This window comes from Vulgatibacter sp. (assembly GCF_041687135.1).
GTDB lineage: Bacteria > Myxococcota > Myxococcia > Myxococcales > Vulgatibacteraceae > JAWLCN01.
Window position 1 is genome coordinate 91,819 of sequence record NZ_JAWLCN010000013.1, and the last position, 19,718, is coordinate 111,536.

Here is a 19,718-nt window from a genome sequence, read left to right on the forward strand (position 1 = left end):
CCTCGCCGGTTCTTCCTCCCGATGCTCTCCGCCAACCGCGCCGACCGCCTCCGGGCGGTGCTCGATCCCTTCGTCGCCGGCTTCGACGCCGCAGGCCGGGTCGCCTTCGATCCGGTGGAGGCGCCGCGGTCCTACGCGGATCCTGCCGACCAGGAGGTCGCCGGCCTCCTCGCCGCAGGTCTCGCCTACGGCAGGGCCGATCTCTTCCGGCCCAAGCTCTTCGGCCTTCTGCGGGAGATGGGGCCTTCGCCGGCAGCCTTCGTGCGCGCCTTCGATCCTGCGCGGGACGGGCACCGCTTCGCCTCCTTCGGCTACCGCTTCAACCTGCCCGCCGACATCGGCGCGCTCCTCGCAGGGGCGGGGCAGGTGGTGCGCACGCGCGGAAGCCTCGGCGCCTTCCTCGGCGCCGAATACGCGGCGCGGGGCGAGCTGCGGCCGGCGCTCGCCCACTTCTCCCGCACCATCCGCGAGGAGGGGGCGCGGATCGTCGCCGGCTCGATGGGGCCGACCCGCGCGCTCGAGCACCTCCTCGCCGACGCCGACAAGGGCGGCGCCTGCAAGCGGCTGCTGCTCTACGTGCGCTGGATGGTCCGCCGCGACGCGGTCGATCTCGGCACGTGGGCCGGGCGGATCCCGCGGTCGGCGCTGCTCATCCCGGTGGACACCCACGTGCTCCGGGTGGCGCGGCTGCTCGGGCTCACCGGCCGCCGCGACGCGAGCTGGCGCACGGCGGAGGAGATCACCGCCTCGCTGCGGCGCCTCGATCCCGACGATCCGGTGCGCTACGACTTCGCCCTCTGCCACCTCGGCATGAGCGGCGCCTGCCCGGCGCGCCGGCAGCGGGCCAATTGCCTGCGCTGCCCGCTGCAGCGCGAGTGCACCGCCGGCAGGCGCTACGCGGTGCTCGAAGCAGCGGGCGGCTGATACCTGCGGTCGAACACCTGTAGTGGAACACCCGGGGTAAAGCCGCTCAGGTGCCTGCAGCCTCGGCCTTCGCCGCCCGCTTCGGCAGCTTGCGCTCGCCGTGGATCCCCTTCCACAGGCCGGTGAAGAAGTGCCGGGCGTTGGTGCCGAGCACGCGGCTGTCGTAGCCGCCCTCCTGCACCACCACCGTGGGCAGGCCCGGCGAGGCGACGAGCCTGCCGCTCTCCTCGAAATCCTTCGCCGAGAGGGTCCACGAGCCGGTGGGATCTCCCTTCGCCGTGTCGAGCCCCAGCGCCACCACGAGGAAGGCGGGCTCGTAGGCCTGGATCCGCCGCAGCGCCTTCTGCAGCGTCTCCCGCCAGGCGGGACCGTCCACATGCTCCGGCAGCGGGTAGTTCACGTTGAAGCCCTCGCCGGCGCCGCGCCCCGTCTCCTCGGCGAAGCCGCTGAAGTAGGGATAGGCGAGGCGCGGGTGGCCGTGGATGGAGACGGTGAGCACGTCGGCCCGCTCGTAGAAGATCTCCTGCTGGCCGTTCCCGTGGTGGTAGTCGATGTCGAGGATCGCCACCTTGCCGTGGCGGCTCAGATAGTGCGCCGCCACCGCGTTCGAGTTGAGGTAGCAGAAGCCGCCGAAAGAGCGGCGCTCGGCGTGGTGCCCCGGCGGCCGCACCAGCGAATAGGCGATGCGCCTGCCGCGGAGCACGTCGTCTGCTGCGGTGAGGGTGCAATCCACCGCGCGCCGCGCGGCGAGCCAGGCGTTCTTCTGCAGCGGCGTGAAGGTGTCGATGCAGTAGTAGCCCGCGCGCACCGCCAGATCCTTCGGCGGCCGCGCCGCGTTCCGAATCGGGAAGACGTAGGGATAGACCGGCTGATCCTTCGCCTGCTCGAGGCAGATCTTCTTCAGGTAGGTGAGGAAGTCGCGGTCGTGCACCGCCTCGATGTGGCGGTCTGGCCACTCTCGCGGCGCCACCTCCGCGAATAGCCCCGAGGCGTCGAGCTGCTTGCGGATCGAGCGGATCCGTACCGGCGACTCGACGTAGCCGCGCTCGCGGACGTGATGGATGCTGTGCTCGGCGTTGACGACGAGGGCGATCCGCTCGTCCTCCGGCACCCGCTGCTGCGGGCGGATCGGCTCGGCGGTGCCGTAGCGCGGCGCGCGGAGCCGGACCGGATCGTCCTGGATCGATCCCACCACCATCTCCACGTAGGAGCGGGGGCAGAGCTGCGCGTATTTGCGCTCGAGGATGGCGCGCACGATCGACCGGGCCTGCTCGCGCTTGAGCGGCTTGCCCTGCCCGAGGTCGTCGAAGACGAGGTAGGGCGGGTTGTCGTCGCCGGGCGTGAGCGGCGTCTCGTAGGCGGTGCCGGCGAGGGGGCGCGCGCCGTAGCGCTCGTAGAAGGCGAGCCGCCGCGCGTTCTGGGCGCGGACCTTCGGATCCTTCGAGAGGGCGGGGTCGTCCGGGAGGCACTCGCAGAAGATCCCGGTGGCGCCGAGGGCGAGCGCCTCCTCGCGGACACGCTCGTAGAGGGCGCCGCCGATGCCGCCGCCGGTGCGGGTGGTCGCCGCCGAGAGGAAGTCGAGGTAGCTGAACTTGAGATCGGGGGCGTGGAGGAGGAGGGCGAAGCCCCGCACCTTGCCGGCGCCGTCTTCCGCCACGAAGAGGATCGAGCGAAAGCGGTATTTGAGCGGGTTGCGCAGCTTCTCGGGCAGCCCCGCCGCCTCGCTCTCGGGAGCGAGGGGGAATTGGGCGCGCAGGATCTCCTGCACCTGCTCGATGGCGCTGCGGTTCGAGGGCACGACGTCGTCGTGGATGCGGCGGATCCGGAACATGGCTTGGCAGGGGAACCGGATGGCGCCCCGTTCCCTTCCACGGGGCCCTGCCGGTCAGATCCGGCGTTTGGACTGGTGCAGCTCGAAGATGATCTCGCCGCCGCGGAAGATGCGCACCGTGCCCGAGGTCTGCGAGACCACCAGGGCGATCGCCTTCGTGGTGGCGGTCATCAGCGCTGCGGCTGCGTGCCGGGCGCCCAGCCCCAGGGGGATTTTGAGCTCGTCCGATCCACCCGACTGCAGGTAGCGGCCGGCGGCGAGGACCACGCCGTCCTCCCGGATCACGAAGGCGCCGTCGAGGACGGAGAAGTTCTTCACCGCCTCCTTGATCTTCGGATCGAGGATGTTGCGCTCGCCCTCGCTGATCCCCTGGAAGGGGTTGATGGTGAGCTGCTTGCTCTTCTCGAGGACGCCGATGGAGTCGCCGAGCACCACGATGGTGCCCACCGGGTGGCCCTCGAAGCCCTCCTGGCCGATGGCGAGGGCGAGGCCGAGGACCTGCTCGACCACCTGCGGGTTGAACTCCGGCGGGAGGCGGAGCGCCTCGACCGAGAGGGAGTCGTCCACCTCGGCGCCGACCTGGAGCTTCACCATGGTGTCGAGGGAGCGCCTGTGGCCGGTGACGCAGAGCACCATCTCGCCTTCGCCGAAGGTCGAGGCCGCTGCGACCAGGGCTACCTTGGTCTTCTCCATCCGCGAATAATCGTAGCCGGGGATGACCACCGCCCGAAAACCGTCCTCCCGCAGATCGCGGGCGAGGTTGTCGGTGGTGACCGCGTAGATTAGCTTCCGGCGCAAGCTCCGTCCCTTGAGCTCCTCGGAAGCGAGGGGATAGTCGGAGATCAGGAGGAGATGGTCGATCTCCGGACGTGCCGCCAGGGTGAGGGCACTTCGGAGAAATTCGCGGTCGAGCTTGCTCGTTGGTTCGGCCATGCTTTTCCAGGTCCCGGAGGAGTGTCCTCCGGGGAATCGGCCCACCATACGGCAGCTGGGTCGAGTCCGCAAAAACGTAGTCGTCACGCGGCCCTAGCCGCTTGACGCTGTCGTTTTGCGCTGGTACAAACGCCGGCCCTCCCCGTGAGGCGGGGAGTCTGACACCGCAGCGACGAACAGCGTCCTGCCCCGCCAGGGGGAGACCAGGTGAACCAGACCGATCTGCAGCGCTTCAAGACCATGCTCGAGGAGTCCCGCCAGACCCTTCTCCAGTCGGCGAAGCGGACCCTGGAGGAGTCGAACTTCGACACCGACGATCTCCCCGACGAGATCGATCTCGCCTCCTCGGAATACAACCAGTCGATGGTCTTCCGCCTTCGCGATCGGGAGAAGTTCCTCCTCAAGAAGATCGACAAGGCGCTGGCCCGCATCGACGACGGCTCGTTCGGCATCTGCGAGCGGTGCGAAGAGGAGATCAGCGTGAAGCGCCTCGAGGCGCGTCCGGTGACCACCCTGTGCATCCGCTGCAAGGAGGAGCAGGAGAAGAAGGAGAAGTCCTACTCCTGATCCGCCGCACCAGCCGGAAACGCGAAAGGCCGCCCCCGGGCGGCCTTTTTGCGTTTGCACCCGCCGCCGGCCGTCAGCGCAGGTCGACCCGCAGGAGCTGGTTGCCTACCAGCAGGAAGTCGCCGGCCTCGAGGGGGGCGGGGCGGGTGAGCCGCACGAAGGTGCCGTTGGAGGAGCCGAGGTCCCGGAGGCGGAAGCCGTCGACCCCGACCGTGACCACCGCGTGCCTGCCGGAGACGAAGCGGTCGGTTGGGAAGGTGACGTCGCCCTGCTCGCGGCCGAGGAGGTTGTCGCCGCCCTTGAGCGGGAAGACCTCGCCGATGCCGCCGCCCTGGAGCAGCTGGAGCAGGCGGGCCTGGTAGCCGGGATCGGGGGAGCCCCAGATCTTCGTGCCATCGGCGCGGGCCCTGGCGGCGCCTGCCATCGGCTCGAGACGGAGGAGCTGCCGCCCGAGGCGGAGGTGGTCGCCGGCCTGGAGGACCAGCTCGCCGCGGACCTTGCGGAAGACGCCGTTCGCGGCCCCGAGGTCCTCGACCTGGAGCTGGTTGCGGACCCAGCTGAAGCGGCAGTGGCGGGGGCTGACGTAGGGGTCCTCGGCGAAGCGGATGGCGCCGGGGCCGGAGCCCACCACCACCTCGGTCTCGTCGATGGGGAAGCCCTCGCCCTCGGTGCCGTCGGGCTGGATGCTCACCAGCCGGGCGCGGGATTTCGCCAGCGGCACCGCGTGCATGAACATCGTGCCGCTGCGCGTCGGCGTCTCCGCGTCGAGGCGCACGCCGCAGGAGCCGCAGAAGGCGAAGCTCGCCGGGGCCGCTGTTGCGCAGGCGGGGCATTTGCGCTCGGGGAGAAAGGCGTTGCCGGGGCCCGGCGTCGCACCCACGGGGATCGGCGCAGCGGGGGCGTGGATCGTCGGGGCAGCGGGCCGGAGCTCGCCGCCGCAGTCGAGGCAGTAGTTGAAGCTGGCGGCGTTCTCCCTGCCGCAGGCGTTGCAATGGATCATGGGGCCCCTCGCACAGGCGGATGGAGGGCATAACGCCCCGCTCCGGACCCGTCAAACCAGCGGCCATCCTACCCGTGCCGACCCGGCAGGGCAGCTTCGGAACCGCTGCCGAGGGTAGGGCGTCGTGTCGGGCAGGGGATACCGTCCGCTTGGGGCTGCGACGTCGGGCTGGGTCAGGCGCGGCCCTCGACCCGGAGGATGTTGCGGCCGACGCGGAGGGTATCGCCCACCGACAGCTCCCGCTCCGCACCTGCGGGGACCTGCACGAAGGTGCCGTTGGCGGAGCCGAGGTCGCGCAGGGTGGCGCCCTCGGGGTCGGCGTCGACCTCGCAGTGGCGCGACGAGACGAATGGATCGTCGGGGAAGTGGATCTGGCCCCCGACCCGGCCCAGCTGCACCGGCGCCGGGCGGATCCAGGCGGCGCCGTCGACGCCGCCCAGGTGGATTCGCTCGATCCGGAGCTGGGTGGCGGCGGGGAGGGGGCTGCCGAAGACGGGGATTCCGGCGGCGCCGCGGGCCGGCCCGTCGAGGCGGCAGGAGAAGCGGAGGAGCTGATCGCCCACGGCGAAGAGCGCGCCGGGGCGGAGGACCTCGGGGTGGCGGATCCGCACGAAGACGCAGCCGGCGCCGCCGTCGCGGACGAAGAGCCGGCCTTCCCGGAGGAGCAGGGTGGCGGCCTGCGCGGGGACCGTGTCGTCGGCGGGGAAGCGCTCCCTGCCCAGCGGGGTCACCTCGTCGGCGAGGGGCCAGGGGGATCCCGTCGGGCCCAGGCCCCGGAGGAGGACGAGGCGCACGCCGCCGGGGTGGAGGCGGAGCTGCCGCGGCGGGACCGAGGTCGACTGGGCGGCGCCGCCGAGCCGGGCGCCGCAGGCGGGGCAGAAGAGGAGGCCTGCTGGGTGGCTCCGCCCGCAGCTGCCGCAACCGGGGCCAGGGGCAGGGGGCGTGGGCGGACGCTGCGCCGGGGGCGGTGTCGGGTGGCCATGGAGGAGGGCGGCAGCGCGCGGGACGCCGCCGCAGCCCGTGCAGGAGAGGACCCCCGGGGCACACCAGGTCGAACAGGCCTCGCAGACCGTCCCGAGCTGTGCGAGCAGGCTTCCCACCGAACCTCCAGAGCCGCAGATGAAAATACCCGAATGTGCGCCCGGTGGCACGTCTGCTCGGGCCTGCGGCTCGAAAACCCTGCCTTGCATCGGCGCTTCGGCGTCGTAGAGTAGCTGATGCGGTGCGTCGAGGATTGTCCTGCTCACCCCGAACGTTGCGAACGATTGGCGGGATGCTAGGATCGTCAACGCCCCGACACTTACATGCTCCGTCTCAACGACATTCTCCAGCGGATCGCCGAATACCACCCCGATCCGGACCTCGACGTCATCAAGAAGGCCTACGTCTACTCGGCGAAGGTCCACCAGGGACAGATCCGCAAATCGGGCGAGCCCTATCTCACCCACCCGCTGGCGGTGGCGGGCATCCTGGCGGAACTGAAGCTGGACGAGGCGTCGATCGTCACGGGCCTCCTCCACGACACCATCGAGGACACCCTCGCGACCCTCGACGAGCTCAAGGAGCTCTTCGGCGAAGAGATCGCCCAGCTCGTCGACGGCGTCACCAAGCTCTCCCAATTCCAGATCTCGAAGGAGGCCTCCGCCGAGGTGAAGCAGGCGGAGAACTTCCGGAAGATGATCGTGGCGATGGCGAAGGACATCCGGGTCATCCTGGTGAAGCTCGCCGACCGCACGCACAACATGCGGACCCTGGAGCACATGGCGCCCGAGAAGCAGGCGCGCATCGCCCAGGAGACCCTCGACATCTATGCGCCGCTGGCGAACCGGCTCGGTATCAGCTGGATCAAGACCGAGCTGGAGGATCTCTCCTTCCGCTACATCCGGCCGCAGGAGTTCGCCGAGCTCGACGAGAAGGTCTCGCGCCGCAAGCGGGAGCGCGAGCGCTTCGTCGACGACGTCTGCGAGATCATCGCGGCGAAGATGCGGGAGAACGGCCTCGACGTGCAGGTCGCCGGCCGCTGGAAGCACCTCTACTCGATCTGGAAGAAGATGCGGGCCTCCGGCATCGACTTCGAGGGCGTGCACGACGTGATCGCCTTCCGGGTGCTCACCCGCACCGTGCCCAATTGCTACGAGGCGTTGGGGCTCATCCACTCGATGTGGAAGCCGGTGCCGGGGCGGTTCAAGGACTTCATCGCGATCCCGAAGCCGAATATGTACCAGTCGCTGCACACCACGGTGATCGGTCCCTTCGGCGAGCGCATCGAGGTGCAGATCCGCACCCACGAGATGCACAAGGTGGCGGAAGAGGGCATCGCCGCCCACTGGGCCTACAAGGAAGGCAAGAGCAGCGTCCGCAAGGACGACGACGCGAAGTTCGCCTGGCTCCGCCAGCTGATGGAGTGGCAGCAGGACCTCAAGGATCCCAAGGAATTCCTCGAGACGGTGAAGGTCGATCTCTTCACCGACGAGGTCTTCGTCTTCACGCCCAAGGGCGACGTGAAGGATCTGCCGCGGGGTGCCACCCCGGTGGACTTCGCCTTCGCCATCCACTCGGCGGTGGGCGAGCGCTGCGTCGGCGCCAAGGTGAACGGCAAGATCGTCCCGCTCCGCTACAAGCTGAAGAACGGCGACACGGTCGAGATCCTCACCAACGCCAACGCCCATCCGTCCAAGGACTGGCTCACCTTCGTCAAGACGAGCCGGGCGCAGGCGCGGATCCGCGGCTACATCAAGTCGCAGCAGCGCGAGAAGGCGATGGCGCTGGGGCGCGAGCTCCTCGACCGGGAGTTCAAGCGCTTCGGCCTCAACTTCGGCAAGCTCCTCAAGGGCGACGTGCTGCCGAAGATCCTCCAGGACATGGGGATGCGGCAGGCGGAGGAGCTCCTCTCCGCCGTGGGCTACGGCAAGACCGCACCCTCGCAGGTGCTGCAGCGGGTGCTGCCGCCGGAGAAGCTCACCGCGCCGCAGGAGCAGGCCGACTCCGTCTCGCGGATCACCGAGATCTTCAAGAAGGCGGTGGGCCGCTCCTCGAAGACCGGCGTGCGGATCAACGGCATCGACGACGTGATGGTCCGCTACGGGCGATGTTGCAACCCGGTGCCCGGCGACGCGGTGCTGGGCTTCATCACCCGCGGCCGCGGCGTCACCGTGCACACGGTCGGATGCGAGAAGGTGCTCTCCACCGATCACGAGCGCCGCGTCGACGTGCAGTGGGACATCAAGGGCGACTTCAAGCGACCGGTCACGGTGCGCGTGCTCACCGCCGATCGGCCGGGCCTGCTCGCGGACATCTCGCAGAAGTTCTCCGCCGCTGGCGTGAACATCTCGCAGGCCAATTGCCGCTCCACCGGCGACGACCGGGCGGTGAACACCTTCGAGGTGGCGATCACCGACCTCAAGCAGCTGCAGGGCGTGATGCAGGCGATCGAGCGGATCAAGGGCGTCTTCGCGGTCGAGCGCGTCTGAGCTCTTTCCGCGCGCGGTTGCAGGCCGGCGGCGCCGCCTGGCGCCGTTGCCGTTTCCTGCGCCCGTCGTCCCGCGTTGACCGGCGCCGTGGGCCGCGCTAGGTAGGCCGCCTCTTACCTGTGCGGGAGGCACACCATGGCACGCGAAGTGATTCACTCGGACAAGGCACCCAAGGCGATCGGCCCCTACAGCCAGGCGATCCGCGTGGACGCGGGCAGGATGGTTTTCTGCTCGGGCCAGGTGCCGCTCGTCGCCGAGACGATGGAGTTCAACTCCCAGGACGTCGTCGAGCAGACCGAGCAGGTGATGAAGAACCTCGAGGCGGTGCTCGCCGCTGCCGGTGCGAAGTTCGAGAACGTGGTGCGCACCACGATCTTCCTCACCAACCTCGGCGACTTCGTGAAGGTGAACGAGGTCTACGGGAAGTACTTCCCCAACAACCCGCCCGCCCGCGCCACCGTGCAGGTCGCCGCGCTGCCCAAGGGCGCGCAGGTCGAGATCGACTGCATCGCGGTGATCTGAGGACCGTGCCGTTCGCGCAGGCCCGCACCCACCCGGGATGCGGGCCTGCGCGTTCCTGCGGGATCAGCCTGCGCCACCTGCTCCACCGGCGCCGCCAGCTCCTCCTGCGCCGCCTGCGCCGCCTGCACCGCCAGCTCCACCAGCGCCACCGCCGCCGCCGGGCGGGAGGATCTGCCCGCGCACTTCGCCGCCGGGATTCCCGCTGGTGTGGACGTTGATGTAGAGCTCGCCCGCCTCGTAGGCGGTCTGCTGCTCCGCGGTGAGCTCGGCCGTTCCCGTGAGCCTGCCGCTCCGGTCGTCGTCGTTCGCCGTCACCTCGAGGTTGAAGGCGATCGGGCCGTTCTCACCGGCGGGGGCCTGGTGGACGTGGGCGGGGCTGCCCTCGACGTCCTGCAGGTCGCTGGTGAGATCGCGGAAGCTGCCGTTCACGGTGACGGTATCGCCGGTGCGGGAGATCGAGGCGACGCCGCTGCCGGTGGTGGTCACCGCCGGGACCTCCTGCGCACCGGTGAGCTCGATCGCGAAGAGCTGATCCGGCTCCGCGGGCGCGTCGTCGGAGAGCTGCGCGCGGATCTCGCCGCCCGGGTAGTTCACCGTGTGGATGTTCACGTAGTGCAGGCCATCGAGGAAATCCTGCCGCTGCGTCGCATCGAGCTCCGCGGTGCCGGTGAAGGTGCCGCTGCGGTTGTCGGGCCCTGCCGTCACGTCGAGGTTGAAGACGATGGGACCGTTTTCGTCGGCAGCAGCCCGGTGGACGTGGGCCGGGCTGCCGGAGACCTCGAAGAGGTCGGAACCGAGACCGGTGAAGGTGCCCTCGACGGTGAGCGTGTTGCCCGCGAGCGTCGCCGTCGCCTCGCCGGTGGCGTCGGTAGCGACGGGCGGGACCTCCTGGGCGCCGGTGATCTCGACCTCGCGGATCACCTCCTGGCTGCCGCCGGTTCCGCCGGTGCCACCCGTACCACCCGTACCGCCGGTTCCCGCGGTGCCGCCCGCACCGCCGCCGCCACCGTCGTCGTCGGTGTCGCAGCCGGGAGCAGCGACGAGGCCCACCGCGAGCATGAGAACCAGCCAGGTACCTGCGTGCCGTTTCATCTCCATCCCCCCTAAGCCGTCGGCTCGTTTCGTGACCGTTGCAGGTTGGCATTCGCCTGCGAGGCCGGGAGGCGGGGGAGACCCGTGTGGGAAGGGCCCACACTGGCTGTGTAGCGTCAGCGCAGCTGCGCCCGGAGCTCGCCTGCCGGGTGATCCTCGGTGCGGAGCTCGACGTAGGTGCCGCCGTTCAGGAAGATCTCGACGAGCTCGTCGTCGATCAGCGTCTCGAGGGTGAAGCTGCCGGTGCGGCCGTCGAGGCTCGAGGCCGGCGCCGCGTTGATCGCCGTGCCCGCCTCCCCCGGCTCACCGAGGCCGAAGATCACGGCGGCCTCGTCGCCGGCGAGGACCGGGCTCGGTAGCTCGCTGAAATTGCCCTGCAACGCGAGGTTGTTGCCGAAGAGCCGCGCGGTGACCTGCCCGGTGCCGCTGGTCTCCACCGGCGGCACCGCCTGGTCGCCCTGGAGATCGACGGTGAGGGTCTTCTCCTCGACGTCGACGTCGGTGATGCCGCAGGTCACGCCCATGAGCAGCGGAGCGGTGAGCAGCAGCGCCCACGCCGTGCGCCGTGCCTCTGCCTGGAACATCTGCAAACCTCCCGTGCGGGGTGAGAGGGCAATGGTGCTGCCGCCGGGCTGCAGCGGCAACCTCCCCGGCGCCGGCTCGCGGCGTGGGGGTTCGAACGGGAAAGGGCCGCCACGGCGTGTTGCCGGGCGGCCCCTTTTCGATCGGTTGCGCGCGATCGGCTACGGCTCGATGTACTCGAACTGCTCGTTCGCGTAGTTGCGCAGGATCACCTTCTTGCCCTCGCGGCCCACCATGTACTCGGGGAGGAGCGGGATTTTGCCGCCGCCGTTGGGGGCGTCGACCACGAAGTGGGGCACCGCGAGGCCGGAGGTGTGGCCGCGGAGCGCCTCGATGATCTGCAGGCCGGTCTCGATCGGCGTGCGGAAGTGCGAGATGCCCTGCGAGAGATCGCACTGGTAGATGTAGTAGGGGCGCACGCGCATCATCAGGAGCTTGTGGTTGAGCTCCTTGACGATCTTCGGGTCGTCGTTGACGCCCTTGAGCAGCACCATCTGGTTGCCGAGCATGCAGCCCGCGTCGGCGAGCTTGCGGCACGCCTCGAAGGCCTCGGCGGTGCACTCCTTCGGATGGTTGAAGTGCGTGTTGACGAAGACGGGCTGGTGCTTGCGCAGCATCTTCGCGAAATCGTCGGTGACGCGCTGGGGCAGGGTGACCAGGTTGCGCGTGCCGAGGCGGAAGATCTCGACGTGCGGGATCGCGCGGAGGCGCCCGAGGATGTAGTCGAGGCGATCGTCGGAGAGCGAGAGCGGATCGCCGCCGGAGATCACGATGTCGCGGATCTCGGGGTGCGACTCGATGTAGGCGAGGCCGTCCTCGATCTGCTTCTTTGCAGCGGCGGTGGTCGGGTCGGAGACCTTGCGCTTGCGGGTGCAGTGGCGGCAGTACACCGGGCAGTTGTGCGTGGTGTAGAAGAGCACGCGGTCGGGGTAGCGATGGGTGATGCCGGGCACCGGCATGTCCCGCTCCTCGGCGAGCGGATCCTCGAGGTCGGTGGGCAGCACGGTGAGCTCACCGAGCTGGGGCACCGCCTGGAGGCGGATCGGGCAGTTGGGATCGGTCGGATCCATCAGCGCCGCGTAGTAGGGCGTGATGCCCATGTGGAAGGCTTCGTGCGAACGCTCGAAGGCCTCCCGCTCGGCGGGTGTGAGATCGATCAGCGCCTCGAGGTCCGCGAGGGAGGTGAGGCGGTTGCGCTGCTGCCAATGCCAGTCGTCCCAATCCTCCTGGGCGACGTTCTGGTACGCGCGGCCGCGGCCGCCGCTGGGGAAGCGATCGCGGATGTGCTGCACGGGGCGCGGATCGCCGCTCTCGGAGAGGGTATCGCGCGCGGTGGGGCGAACCTTCTTCTGCAGCTGGATCAGGCCAGCGTCACCGGGGGCGTTGGGCAAGCTCATCGTCGTCCTCCTGTCGAACCATCGGGGCAACGGCGGGTATCCGGTCGCCTATCCCCATTTCCATGCAACGCCCGAGCGGGAGGGATTCACCCCCGGAAATGCGTTTCTCGGGCAGAAAAGCAAAAACGCCCTGTTCGGGCGCCGTTCGAAGCCAACGTACGGAAGGCTCCCGCAGGGGTCAAGGCTCGTCGCCGTGTGGTATAGGGGCGCCCTGCCTGTGAGCCAGCCAACACGGAAGGATGTACCCCGCGTGAGCAAGTCTTCTACAGCGCTCCCCCTCGTCGATGGGCCCCGCCGCCCCGAGGCGCGCCGCCCGCCGCTCACCACCCCGCCTCGTGGACAGGCCCCCGCCCGCGACTGGCGCGCGATCTTCCCCGGTGTCACGGAGGCCGAGTGGCGGGACTGGCGCTGGCAGGCACGGCGCTCGGTGCGGACGCTCGAGGAGCTGGAGCGCTACGTCTCCCTCACCGACGACGAGCGCGCCGGCGTGCGCGAGACCGCCTCGATCTTCAAGCTCGCGATCACGCCCTACTACCTCTCGCTGATCGATCCGGATCATCCCTTCTGCCCGGTGCGGCGGCAGTCGATCCCGGTGCGGGCCGAGGCGGACGTGTCGCCCGGCGAGCTCGCCGATCCGCTCGGCGAGGACCTGCACCGCCCCGCCACCAGCATCGTCCACAAATACCCGGACCGCGTGCTCCTCCTCGCCCTCGACCGCTGCTCGGTCTACTGCAGGCATTGCACCCGCCGCCGGATCACCGGCCAGCCGGAGACCGAGATCGATCGCGAGGCGGTGACCGAGGCGGTGGAGTGGCTCCACGATCACCCGGAGGTCCGCGACGTCTTGATCTCCGGCGGCGATCCCTTCCTCCTGCCGACCCAGCGCCTCGACGATCTGCTCACCGCGATCCGCGCCGTGCCCCACGTGCAGATGATCCGGATCGGGACCCGGGTGCCGGTGTGCAATCCGATGCGCGTGGACGAGGCGCTGGCGAAAGTGCTGCGCAAGCACGCGCCGCTCTTCGTGGTGACCCACTTCAACCACCCCAAGGAGATCACCGCGGAGGCGGGCGCCGCCTGCGAGCTCCTCATCGATCACGGCGTGCCGGTGGAGAACCAGGCGGTGCTGATGCGGCGGATCAACTCCAACGCCCGGATCCAGACCGACCTCAACCACCGCCTGCTGGAGCGGCGGGTCCGGCCCTACTACCTCCACCAGATGGACGTGGCCGAGGGGCTCGAGCATCTGCGCACGCCGATCCGCGCGGGCATCGACATCATCGAGCAGATGCGGGGCTGGACCACGGGGTTGGCGATCCCGCACCTGGCGGTGGACCTACCCGCCGGCGGCGGCAAGGTCACCCTCTCGCCGCCCTACGCGCAGGCATTCGAGGAGCGCGAGACCGTCTTCCGCAACTACAAGGGCGAGACCTACCGCTACCCGGAGCCCCGGGAGACCGACTGCAGCTGCCCCTACGACGAGGTCTATTACCGGGGGAAGTGAGGAGATCCGCGCCTGCCCGCATGGGGCCTGTGGCGATTTTCCCCGCCCTGCTGGTAAGCTGTCGGGATGACGGTCATTCTCGGCGGGCGTTGGGAAGTGCTGCGGACCCTGGGGGCTGGCGCCGGTGGTGAGGTTCTCCTCGCCGCCGACCGGCTCGCCGGCGGTGCGCACCGTGCGGTGAAGGTCCTCGCGGACGCGGCGCGGGAGCGGAACCTCCGCGCCGAGTTCGCCGCGCTGGCGGGGCTGCAGCATCCCGGCGTGGTGAAACTCCACGGCTTCGGCCACGACGCCACCCGCGGGCCACTCCTGGTCACCGACTTCGTCGACGGCACCGACCTCCTCACCGCCGGCGCCTCCCTGGACGAGGCGGGCAAGCTGGCGCTCGTGGCGCAGCTCCTCCGGACGCTGGCCTTCGTTCATGCGCGCGGGCTCCTCCATCTCGACCTCAAGCCCGCCAACGTCCTCGTCGAGGCAGGGCGAACCCGGCTCCTCGACTTCGGCCTCGCCGGCGCCGAGTGGAGCCGCGCCGTCGGCGCCACCCCGGCGTGGGCGGCCCCCGAGCAGCTCCGCGGGGCGGCGGTGGATCGCCGCACCGATCTGCACGCGGTGGGCGCCCTCGCCCACGCGCTGGCCACCGGCAGCCCGCCGCCGCAGCAGCGGGAGCGTGAGGCTGCCGCCGCTGCGATCGCCGGCGGTCTCGGCGAGGTGGTGCGGCTGCTGCTCCGCGAGGACCCCGAGACGCGCCCCGCCAGCGCAGGCGCCGCGCTGGCGCAGCTCGCGGCGCGCGGCGTGCTCGACGGTGCCGACGAAGCTGCGGGAGTGGCCGCCTGGATCCCCCACGTGCCGGCGATCGTGCGGCGGGGCGCGCTCGCCGACGCCGCGGCGGCCCTCGACGGCGGCAGGCCCGTGGCGCTGCTCGGCCCCGGTGGGAGCGGCAGGCGCAGCCTCCTCGGCGAGATCGCCCGCCGCCGCGCCGGTGGCGGCTGGATCGTGCTCCGTGGCGGCGCCGGCGCGGCGCCCCTCGAGCCGCTCCTTCCCGTGCTCCGCGGCGCTGCGGCACTGCTCCAGCCCGGCGACGCGAAGGCGGCCCGCCGCCTCCTCGCGCCGTGGCTCGACGGCAGCGCGCCGGCGACGAAGGCCCCTGCAGCTGCGGCCCTCGGCGCTGCAGCAGCGGCGATCGTCGCGGCGGCGGCGAAGGGCCGCCGCCTCCTCGTTCTCCTCGACGGCGCCGACACCCTCGAGCCTGTCTCGCGGGTGGCGATGTACGAGCTCCTCGCGCAGCGCGTGCCGGTGGTGCTCTCCGCCGAGGAGGCGCCCGATGCGCCGGCGCTCCGCGAGATCGCGCTGGCGCCCCTCGACCTCGAGGCGGTGAAGGGCTGGCTCGCAGGGGTCTACCCGGATCGCGCCGTCCCCGAGGGTTTCGCCGCCTCGCTCCACCGCTGGAGCGGTGGCCTTCCCATCCTGATCGAAGAAGCGCTGCGCGCGCTCGCCTCCTCCGGCCTCGCGGCTCCCGGCGTCGGCAGCTCCGCCCCGCTGCCGGCGGTGATCGTCGACGAACAATTCCCCGCCAGGGCGGAGGCTGCTGGGAGAACCGCCGCACGCGCCCTCCTTGCAGCCCGCGACACGGCGGTGCTCCTCGGCCTCTGGGGCAGGCCCCTCGCCGTGGTGGATCTCGCCGGTCTCCTCGGCCTCTCCGAGGAAGCGGCGCTGCTGCAGGTCGAGGCGCTCGCAGCAGAGGGCGCCGCTGTGCTGGAGGAGGGTGGCCTCTGCCGGATCGCCGGTGAGGCCGTCGCCGCTGCGGTGGCAGGGGCGCTCCCGGCAGCGGCGGCTGCCGCCGTGCATCTGCGCCTCGCCGCCCACGCCGCAGGCGCAGCCGCGCGGGCACGGGGCGCGGAAGCCACCGTGCTCCTCGCCGCGCGGGCGCGGCATCTGCTCGCCGGCGGTGATCCGGAGGGTCCCGCGGTGGCGCTGCGGGCAGGCCTCGCCTGTGCCACCTGCGCCGCGCACCGCGAGACCGTCGAGCTCCTCGGCGCTGCGCTGCAGCGCGGCCTCGGCGACGGCCCTGCCCGCTGCGCCCTTGCCGCAGCGCAGGCCGCGCTCGGCGACGTGGAAGGCGCGCTGCACGCCTACCGCGCTGCGGACGCGGAGGGCGCCGGGGCGGAGGCGGCCATCGGCGCAGCCGAGGTGCTGATCCGCCGGGGCGCCTACCGGGAGGCGGTGTCGGAGTTGGAGGGCGTGGAGGCCGACGGGACGCAGCTGCGCGCGCGGCTCTTCGCCAGCCTCGCCAAAGCGCTGGCGCTCTCGGGCAGGGCCGGCGAGGCGCGGGATCGCGCGGAGGCAGGGCTCGCGGTGATCGCCTCCCTGCCGGAGCCGGAGCGCGCCGGCATCGCCGCCGATCTCCACGGCGCCAGGGGCCTCGCCCACTACCTCGCCGGCGAGGCCGACGCTGCGCTCGCCGCCTACGAGGCGGCGGAGGCCGCGGCGATCGACGCCGAGGACCCGGGGCGCCGGGCCACCGCCGCGAACGGGCGCGCCATCGTCGCCCACCGCCGCGGCGAGCTCGCGCTGGCCGAAGCGCTCTACGGCGAGGCGCTGCGCCACGCCCGTGACGCCTGGGATCTCACCCGCGTCGGCGCCTGCCACCTGAACCTCGGCGCCCTCGCGCAGGAGCGCAGCGACACCGCCAGCGCCGCGGAGCAGTACCGCCAGTCCGCGGCAGTGGGCCGCGCCCTCGGCGATCCACACGCGGTGGCCCGCGCCGAGCTCAACCTCGCTGTGCTCCACCGCTTCGTCGGCAGGCTCGAGGCCGCGATCGCCGCAGCCACCGCTGCACGCAGCGCCGCGATGAAGGCGGGTGCACCCCACGTCGCCGCCATCGCCACCGCGGTGGAGGGCGAGACCCGCCTCCTCGGCGGCGAGGTGAGCCGCGCCCGCGGGCTCCTCGAGGAGGGGCTCGCCGGCACCACCGGCGCCGCCGAGAAGCTCGACATCGAGGTGGCCCTCGGCCAGGCCGAGCTCGCTGCAGGCGAGGCCGGCGCCGCAGCCGCCCGCGCCGCAGCGGTGGCGGAGGCGAGCGCGTCGCTTCCCGCGATCCGGATGCGCGCGCTGCTCCTGCGCGCGGAGGCGCTCCTCCTCGGCGCCGCCCCCGACGTGCCCGCCGCCCGCCGCGCGCTCTTCGAGGCGCTCTCGCTGGCGGAATCCCATCCCCGTCCCGACGTGCGCTGGCGCCTCCACCGCGCGCTCCACCTCGCCCACCGTGCGGCGGGGGAGGGCGATCTCGCCAGGGCCGAGGCGGTGGCAGCGCAGCGGCTCCTCGCCGCAGCGGCGGAGGTGCCGCAGCAGGATCGGACCCCCTTTCTCGCGAGGCCGGATCGGCGCCGGGCGCAGGAGGAACTCGCCCTCTCGGGCCCGATCGCGGGAGCCGACGGAAGCGCGGCGCGGATCCTCGCCCTCAACCGGCGCATCGGGGAGGAGCGCGACGCCGATCGCCTCCTCGCCGCGATCACCGACGCGGCGATCGAGCTCTCCGGCGCGGAGCGCGGCTTCGTCCTCCTCCCCGCGGCGGAGGGGAGCTTCGAGATCCGCATGGCCCGCGGCTTCGCCGATCCCGGCGAGGACGTGCCGGTCTCCCGCTCCATCGCGGAGCGTGTGCTCCGCAGCGGCGAGCCGGAGCACGCGGTCGACGCGCTCCACGACGATCGCTACCGGGATCAGCTCTCGATCCACGACCTGCGCCTGCGCAGCGTGATCTGCCTGCCGCTCTCCTTCCGCGGCGAGCGGGTCGGCGCCCTCTACCTCGACAACCGGCTCCGCAGCCGCGTCTTCGACGACGAGGCGGTGGCGCTCCTCGAGTCCTTCGCCGATCAGGCGGGGATCGCGCTGGGCAACGCGCGGCTCCTCGCCGAGACCGAGGCGGCACGGCAGCGCGCGGACGAGGCGGCGGCGCAGGTGCGCAAGCTGGCGGCGCGCCTCGAGGAGCAGGTGGAGCAGCAGGCCGCCGAGCTCGCCACCGCCCGCGAGGTGCTGGGCGATCAGCCGCTGGCGGGGATCGTCGGGCAGAGCGAGCCGATCCGCCGCCTCTGCCGCGCCATCGAGAAGGTGGCGGCGGTGGCGGTGCCGGTGCTGGTGCAGGGCGAGAGCGGCACCGGCAAGGAACTCGTGGCCCGGGCGATCCACGCGGTGGGGCCGCGGCAGGACCGCCCCTTCGTCGCGGTCAACTGCGCGGCGCTGGCGGAGACGGTGCTGGAGAGCGAGCTCTTCGGCCACGTGCGTGGCGCCTTCACCGGCGCGGATCGCGACAGGCGCGGCCTCTTCGAGCTCGCGGACGGCGGCACCCTGATGCTCGACGAGGTGGCGGACATGAGCCTCGGCATGCAGGCCAAGCTCCTCCGCGCCCTGCAGAGCGGGGAGATCTGGAAGGTCGGCGGCAGGGCGGCGCTGCGGGTCGACGTGCGGGTGGTGGCGGCGACCAACAAGCCCCTCGCCGGGCAGGTGGAGCAGGGGCTCTTCCGCGAGGATCTCTTCTACCGCCTCAACGTGGTGACGCTGCCGGTGCCGCCGCTCCGGGAGCGGCCCGAGGACATCCCGCTCCTGGTGGAGCATTTCCTCCGCAACATCCGCGGGGAGGCGGGGCAGAAGCGCAAGCTCCGGATCGAGCCCGCGGCGATCTCGTTCCTCGCCACCCACGAGTGGCCCGGCAACGTCCGCGAGCTGGAGGCGACCCTGAAGAACGCCGCGATCTTCGCGGAGGGGAACCTCATTCGCACCTCGGACCTCTCCTTCCTCCGGCTCCGGATGGCTACGCCCCGCGTCGCCGCCGAGCAGCGGGCGCCGGAGACGGTGCCGCTGGCGGAGGCGGAGCTGGAGATGATCGAGCGCACCCTGGAGAAGACCGGCGGCAACAAGGCGCTGGCGGCGCGGCTCCTCGGGATCGACCGCAAGACGCTCTACAACAAGCTCCGCCGGCTGGAGCGGGCTTGAAATTCTGTCGGATTGGGGTGGATTGCCCCGGGGACGTGGGGAACGCCCCGGCCTTGTCGACCAGGGAACGGATGGTTGCGGGTCGGCATCCCTTTTGCTTCACTGTCGGTTGAATCATCCGTCCCCCCACCGGCCCCGTCCCGAGGCACCGGAGTCCCATGCGCAGGCTGCTCGCAATCGCGCTTCTCGTCTTCGTCGCCCTCGCCGCCGCCAGCTGCGGCGGCAAGGGGGAGATCGATCCGATCCCCACTCCCCTGGGGAAGCCGGAGGACGGGTTGATTCTGCTCTCCGCCAGCAGCGGGTTGCAGAGCGAGTCCCACGAGGAGCCTCCCAGCGATCTGGTCGCGGTCGTCGGCCTGCCCGGCGCGCTCGAGCCCGGGGTCCTCGTCGTGGTGGAGAACCCGAGTGGCGCCTTCTCCCGGGAGACGGCGGTCGGCGACGACGGCTCCTTCGCCACCAGCCTGGCTGCTGCGGCGAACGACACGCTGCGCATCTACCCGCGCCTGCGACCCGATGGCCGCGCGCCCATCGACGGCCCCGCGATCCAGCGCCGCGTCGCGCCGGAGGAGGAGGGGGTCACCCCGAAGCCGCCCGTCACCCACATCATGTCGGGGCCCGGCGCCGGGGGCAGGGCGATCTACGCCTGGGCGGAGGCGAGCGGCGAGGCCCTGGTCCGGGCAGCGCCCGAGACCGTGGAGCCTGGCCTCGAGGTGGTGATCGGCAACACCGATCGGGCGGCGATCGTGACGGTGATCGCCGCAGCGGACGGCAGCTTCGAGGCGCGTCTCACCGCAGGCAGGGGGGACAGGCTCGCGCTCTTCGCCCGCTGGGCGGATGCAGGCGCCACCGACCCCGACGGCGCCTCGACCATGGTCGGCGTGACCGTGGAGTAATTCTGCAGCCGCGGCCTGCCCGG

At 71.5% G+C, this 19,718-nt stretch carries 14 protein-coding genes; 7 read left to right on the top strand and 7 right to left on the bottom strand.

The genetic code is table 11. The features are described 5' to 3' along the window. Positions 1-21 precede the first annotated feature (21 nt). Positions 22-924, top strand: coding sequence for a TIGR02757 family protein (locus ACESMR_RS21620; protein ID WP_373049208.1), 903 nt, complete (start codon positions 22-24; stop codon positions 922-924). 46 nt (positions 925-970) lie between these two features. On the opposite strand, the gene ACESMR_RS21625 is transcribed toward ACESMR_RS21620, so the two are convergent. Next, positions 971-2,755, bottom strand: coding sequence for a histone deacetylase family protein (locus ACESMR_RS21625; RefSeq protein WP_373049209.1), 1,785 nt, complete (start codon positions 2,753-2,755; stop codon positions 971-973). A gap of 54 nt (positions 2,756-2,809) precedes the next feature. After that, positions 2,810-3,688 (bottom strand): DNA integrity scanning protein DisA nucleotide-binding domain protein, encoded by an 879-nt coding sequence (locus ACESMR_RS21630; protein ID WP_373049210.1) that lies wholly within the window; start codon positions 3,686-3,688, stop codon positions 2,810-2,812. Positions 3,689-3,895: 207 nt separating this feature from the next. Here ACESMR_RS21630 and dksA point away from each other — a divergent pair, with 207 nt between their 5' ends. Beyond that, a complete protein-coding gene (gene dksA, locus ACESMR_RS21635) occupies positions 3,896-4,255 on the top strand; it encodes an RNA polymerase-binding protein DksA (RefSeq protein ID WP_373049211.1) in 360 nt (119 codons plus the stop codon). A 73-nt stretch (positions 4,256-4,328) separates the two neighbouring features. On the opposite strand, the gene ACESMR_RS21640 is transcribed toward dksA, so the two are convergent. Beyond that, a complete protein-coding gene (locus ACESMR_RS21640; protein ID WP_373049212.1) occupies positions 4,329-5,255 on the bottom strand; it encodes an FHA domain-containing protein in 927 nt (308 codons plus the stop codon). A gap of 173 nt (positions 5,256-5,428) precedes the next feature. Further along, on the bottom strand, positions 5,429-6,355 hold the full coding sequence (locus tag ACESMR_RS21645) for an FHA domain-containing protein (RefSeq protein ID WP_373049213.1): 927 nt from the start codon (positions 6,353-6,355) through the stop codon (positions 5,429-5,431). Between the two features lie 204 nt (positions 6,356-6,559). On the opposite strand from ACESMR_RS21645, the gene ACESMR_RS21650 reads away from it, so the two are divergent. Both ACESMR_RS21650 and ACESMR_RS21655 read left to right on the top strand, forming a co-directional pair. Next, positions 6,560-8,725, top strand: a complete 2,166-nt coding sequence (locus tag ACESMR_RS21650; protein WP_373049214.1) for a RelA/SpoT family protein — start codon at positions 6,560-6,562, stop codon at positions 8,723-8,725. A 135-nt stretch (positions 8,726-8,860) separates the two neighbouring features. Further along, the gene (locus ACESMR_RS21655) at positions 8,861-9,247 is read left to right on the top strand and encodes a RidA family protein (RefSeq protein ID WP_373049215.1); all 387 of its coding nucleotides are present in this window, start codon (positions 8,861-8,863) and stop codon (positions 9,245-9,247) included. A gap of 63 nt (positions 9,248-9,310) precedes the next feature. On the opposite strand, the gene ACESMR_RS21660 is transcribed toward ACESMR_RS21655, so the two are convergent. From ACESMR_RS21660 to ACESMR_RS21670, 3 genes are all read right to left on the bottom strand, one after another. Next, positions 9,311-10,339, bottom strand: a complete 1,029-nt coding sequence (locus ACESMR_RS21660; protein WP_373049216.1) for a CHRD domain-containing protein — start codon at positions 10,337-10,339, stop codon at positions 9,311-9,313. Between the two features lie 116 nt (positions 10,340-10,455). Continuing rightward, positions 10,456-10,923, bottom strand: coding sequence for a CHRD domain-containing protein (locus ACESMR_RS21665; protein ID WP_373049217.1), 468 nt, complete (start codon positions 10,921-10,923; stop codon positions 10,456-10,458). A 159-nt stretch (positions 10,924-11,082) separates the two neighbouring features. Then, on the bottom strand, positions 11,083-12,318 hold the full coding sequence (locus tag ACESMR_RS21670; RefSeq protein ID WP_373049218.1) for a KamA family radical SAM protein: 1,236 nt from the start codon (positions 12,316-12,318) through the stop codon (positions 11,083-11,085). A 367-nt stretch (positions 12,319-12,685) separates the two neighbouring features. Between ACESMR_RS21670 and ACESMR_RS21675 the strand changes: the two genes are divergently transcribed. From ACESMR_RS21675 to ACESMR_RS21685, 3 genes are all read left to right on the top strand, one after another. Then, complete coding sequence (locus ACESMR_RS21675; protein ID WP_373049241.1) at positions 12,686-13,822, top strand: KamA family radical SAM protein; 1,137 nt, start codon at positions 12,686-12,688, stop codon at positions 13,820-13,822. Positions 13,823-13,888: 66 nt separating this feature from the next. Further along, complete coding sequence (locus ACESMR_RS21680; RefSeq protein WP_373049219.1) at positions 13,889-18,802, top strand: sigma 54-interacting transcriptional regulator; 4,914 nt, start codon at positions 13,889-13,891, stop codon at positions 18,800-18,802. A gap of 158 nt (positions 18,803-18,960) precedes the next feature. Next, on the top strand, positions 18,961-19,695 hold the full coding sequence (locus ACESMR_RS21685) for a hypothetical protein (protein ID WP_373049220.1): 735 nt from the start codon (positions 18,961-18,963) through the stop codon (positions 19,693-19,695). The last annotated feature ends 23 nt before the right edge of the window (positions 19,696-19,718 follow it).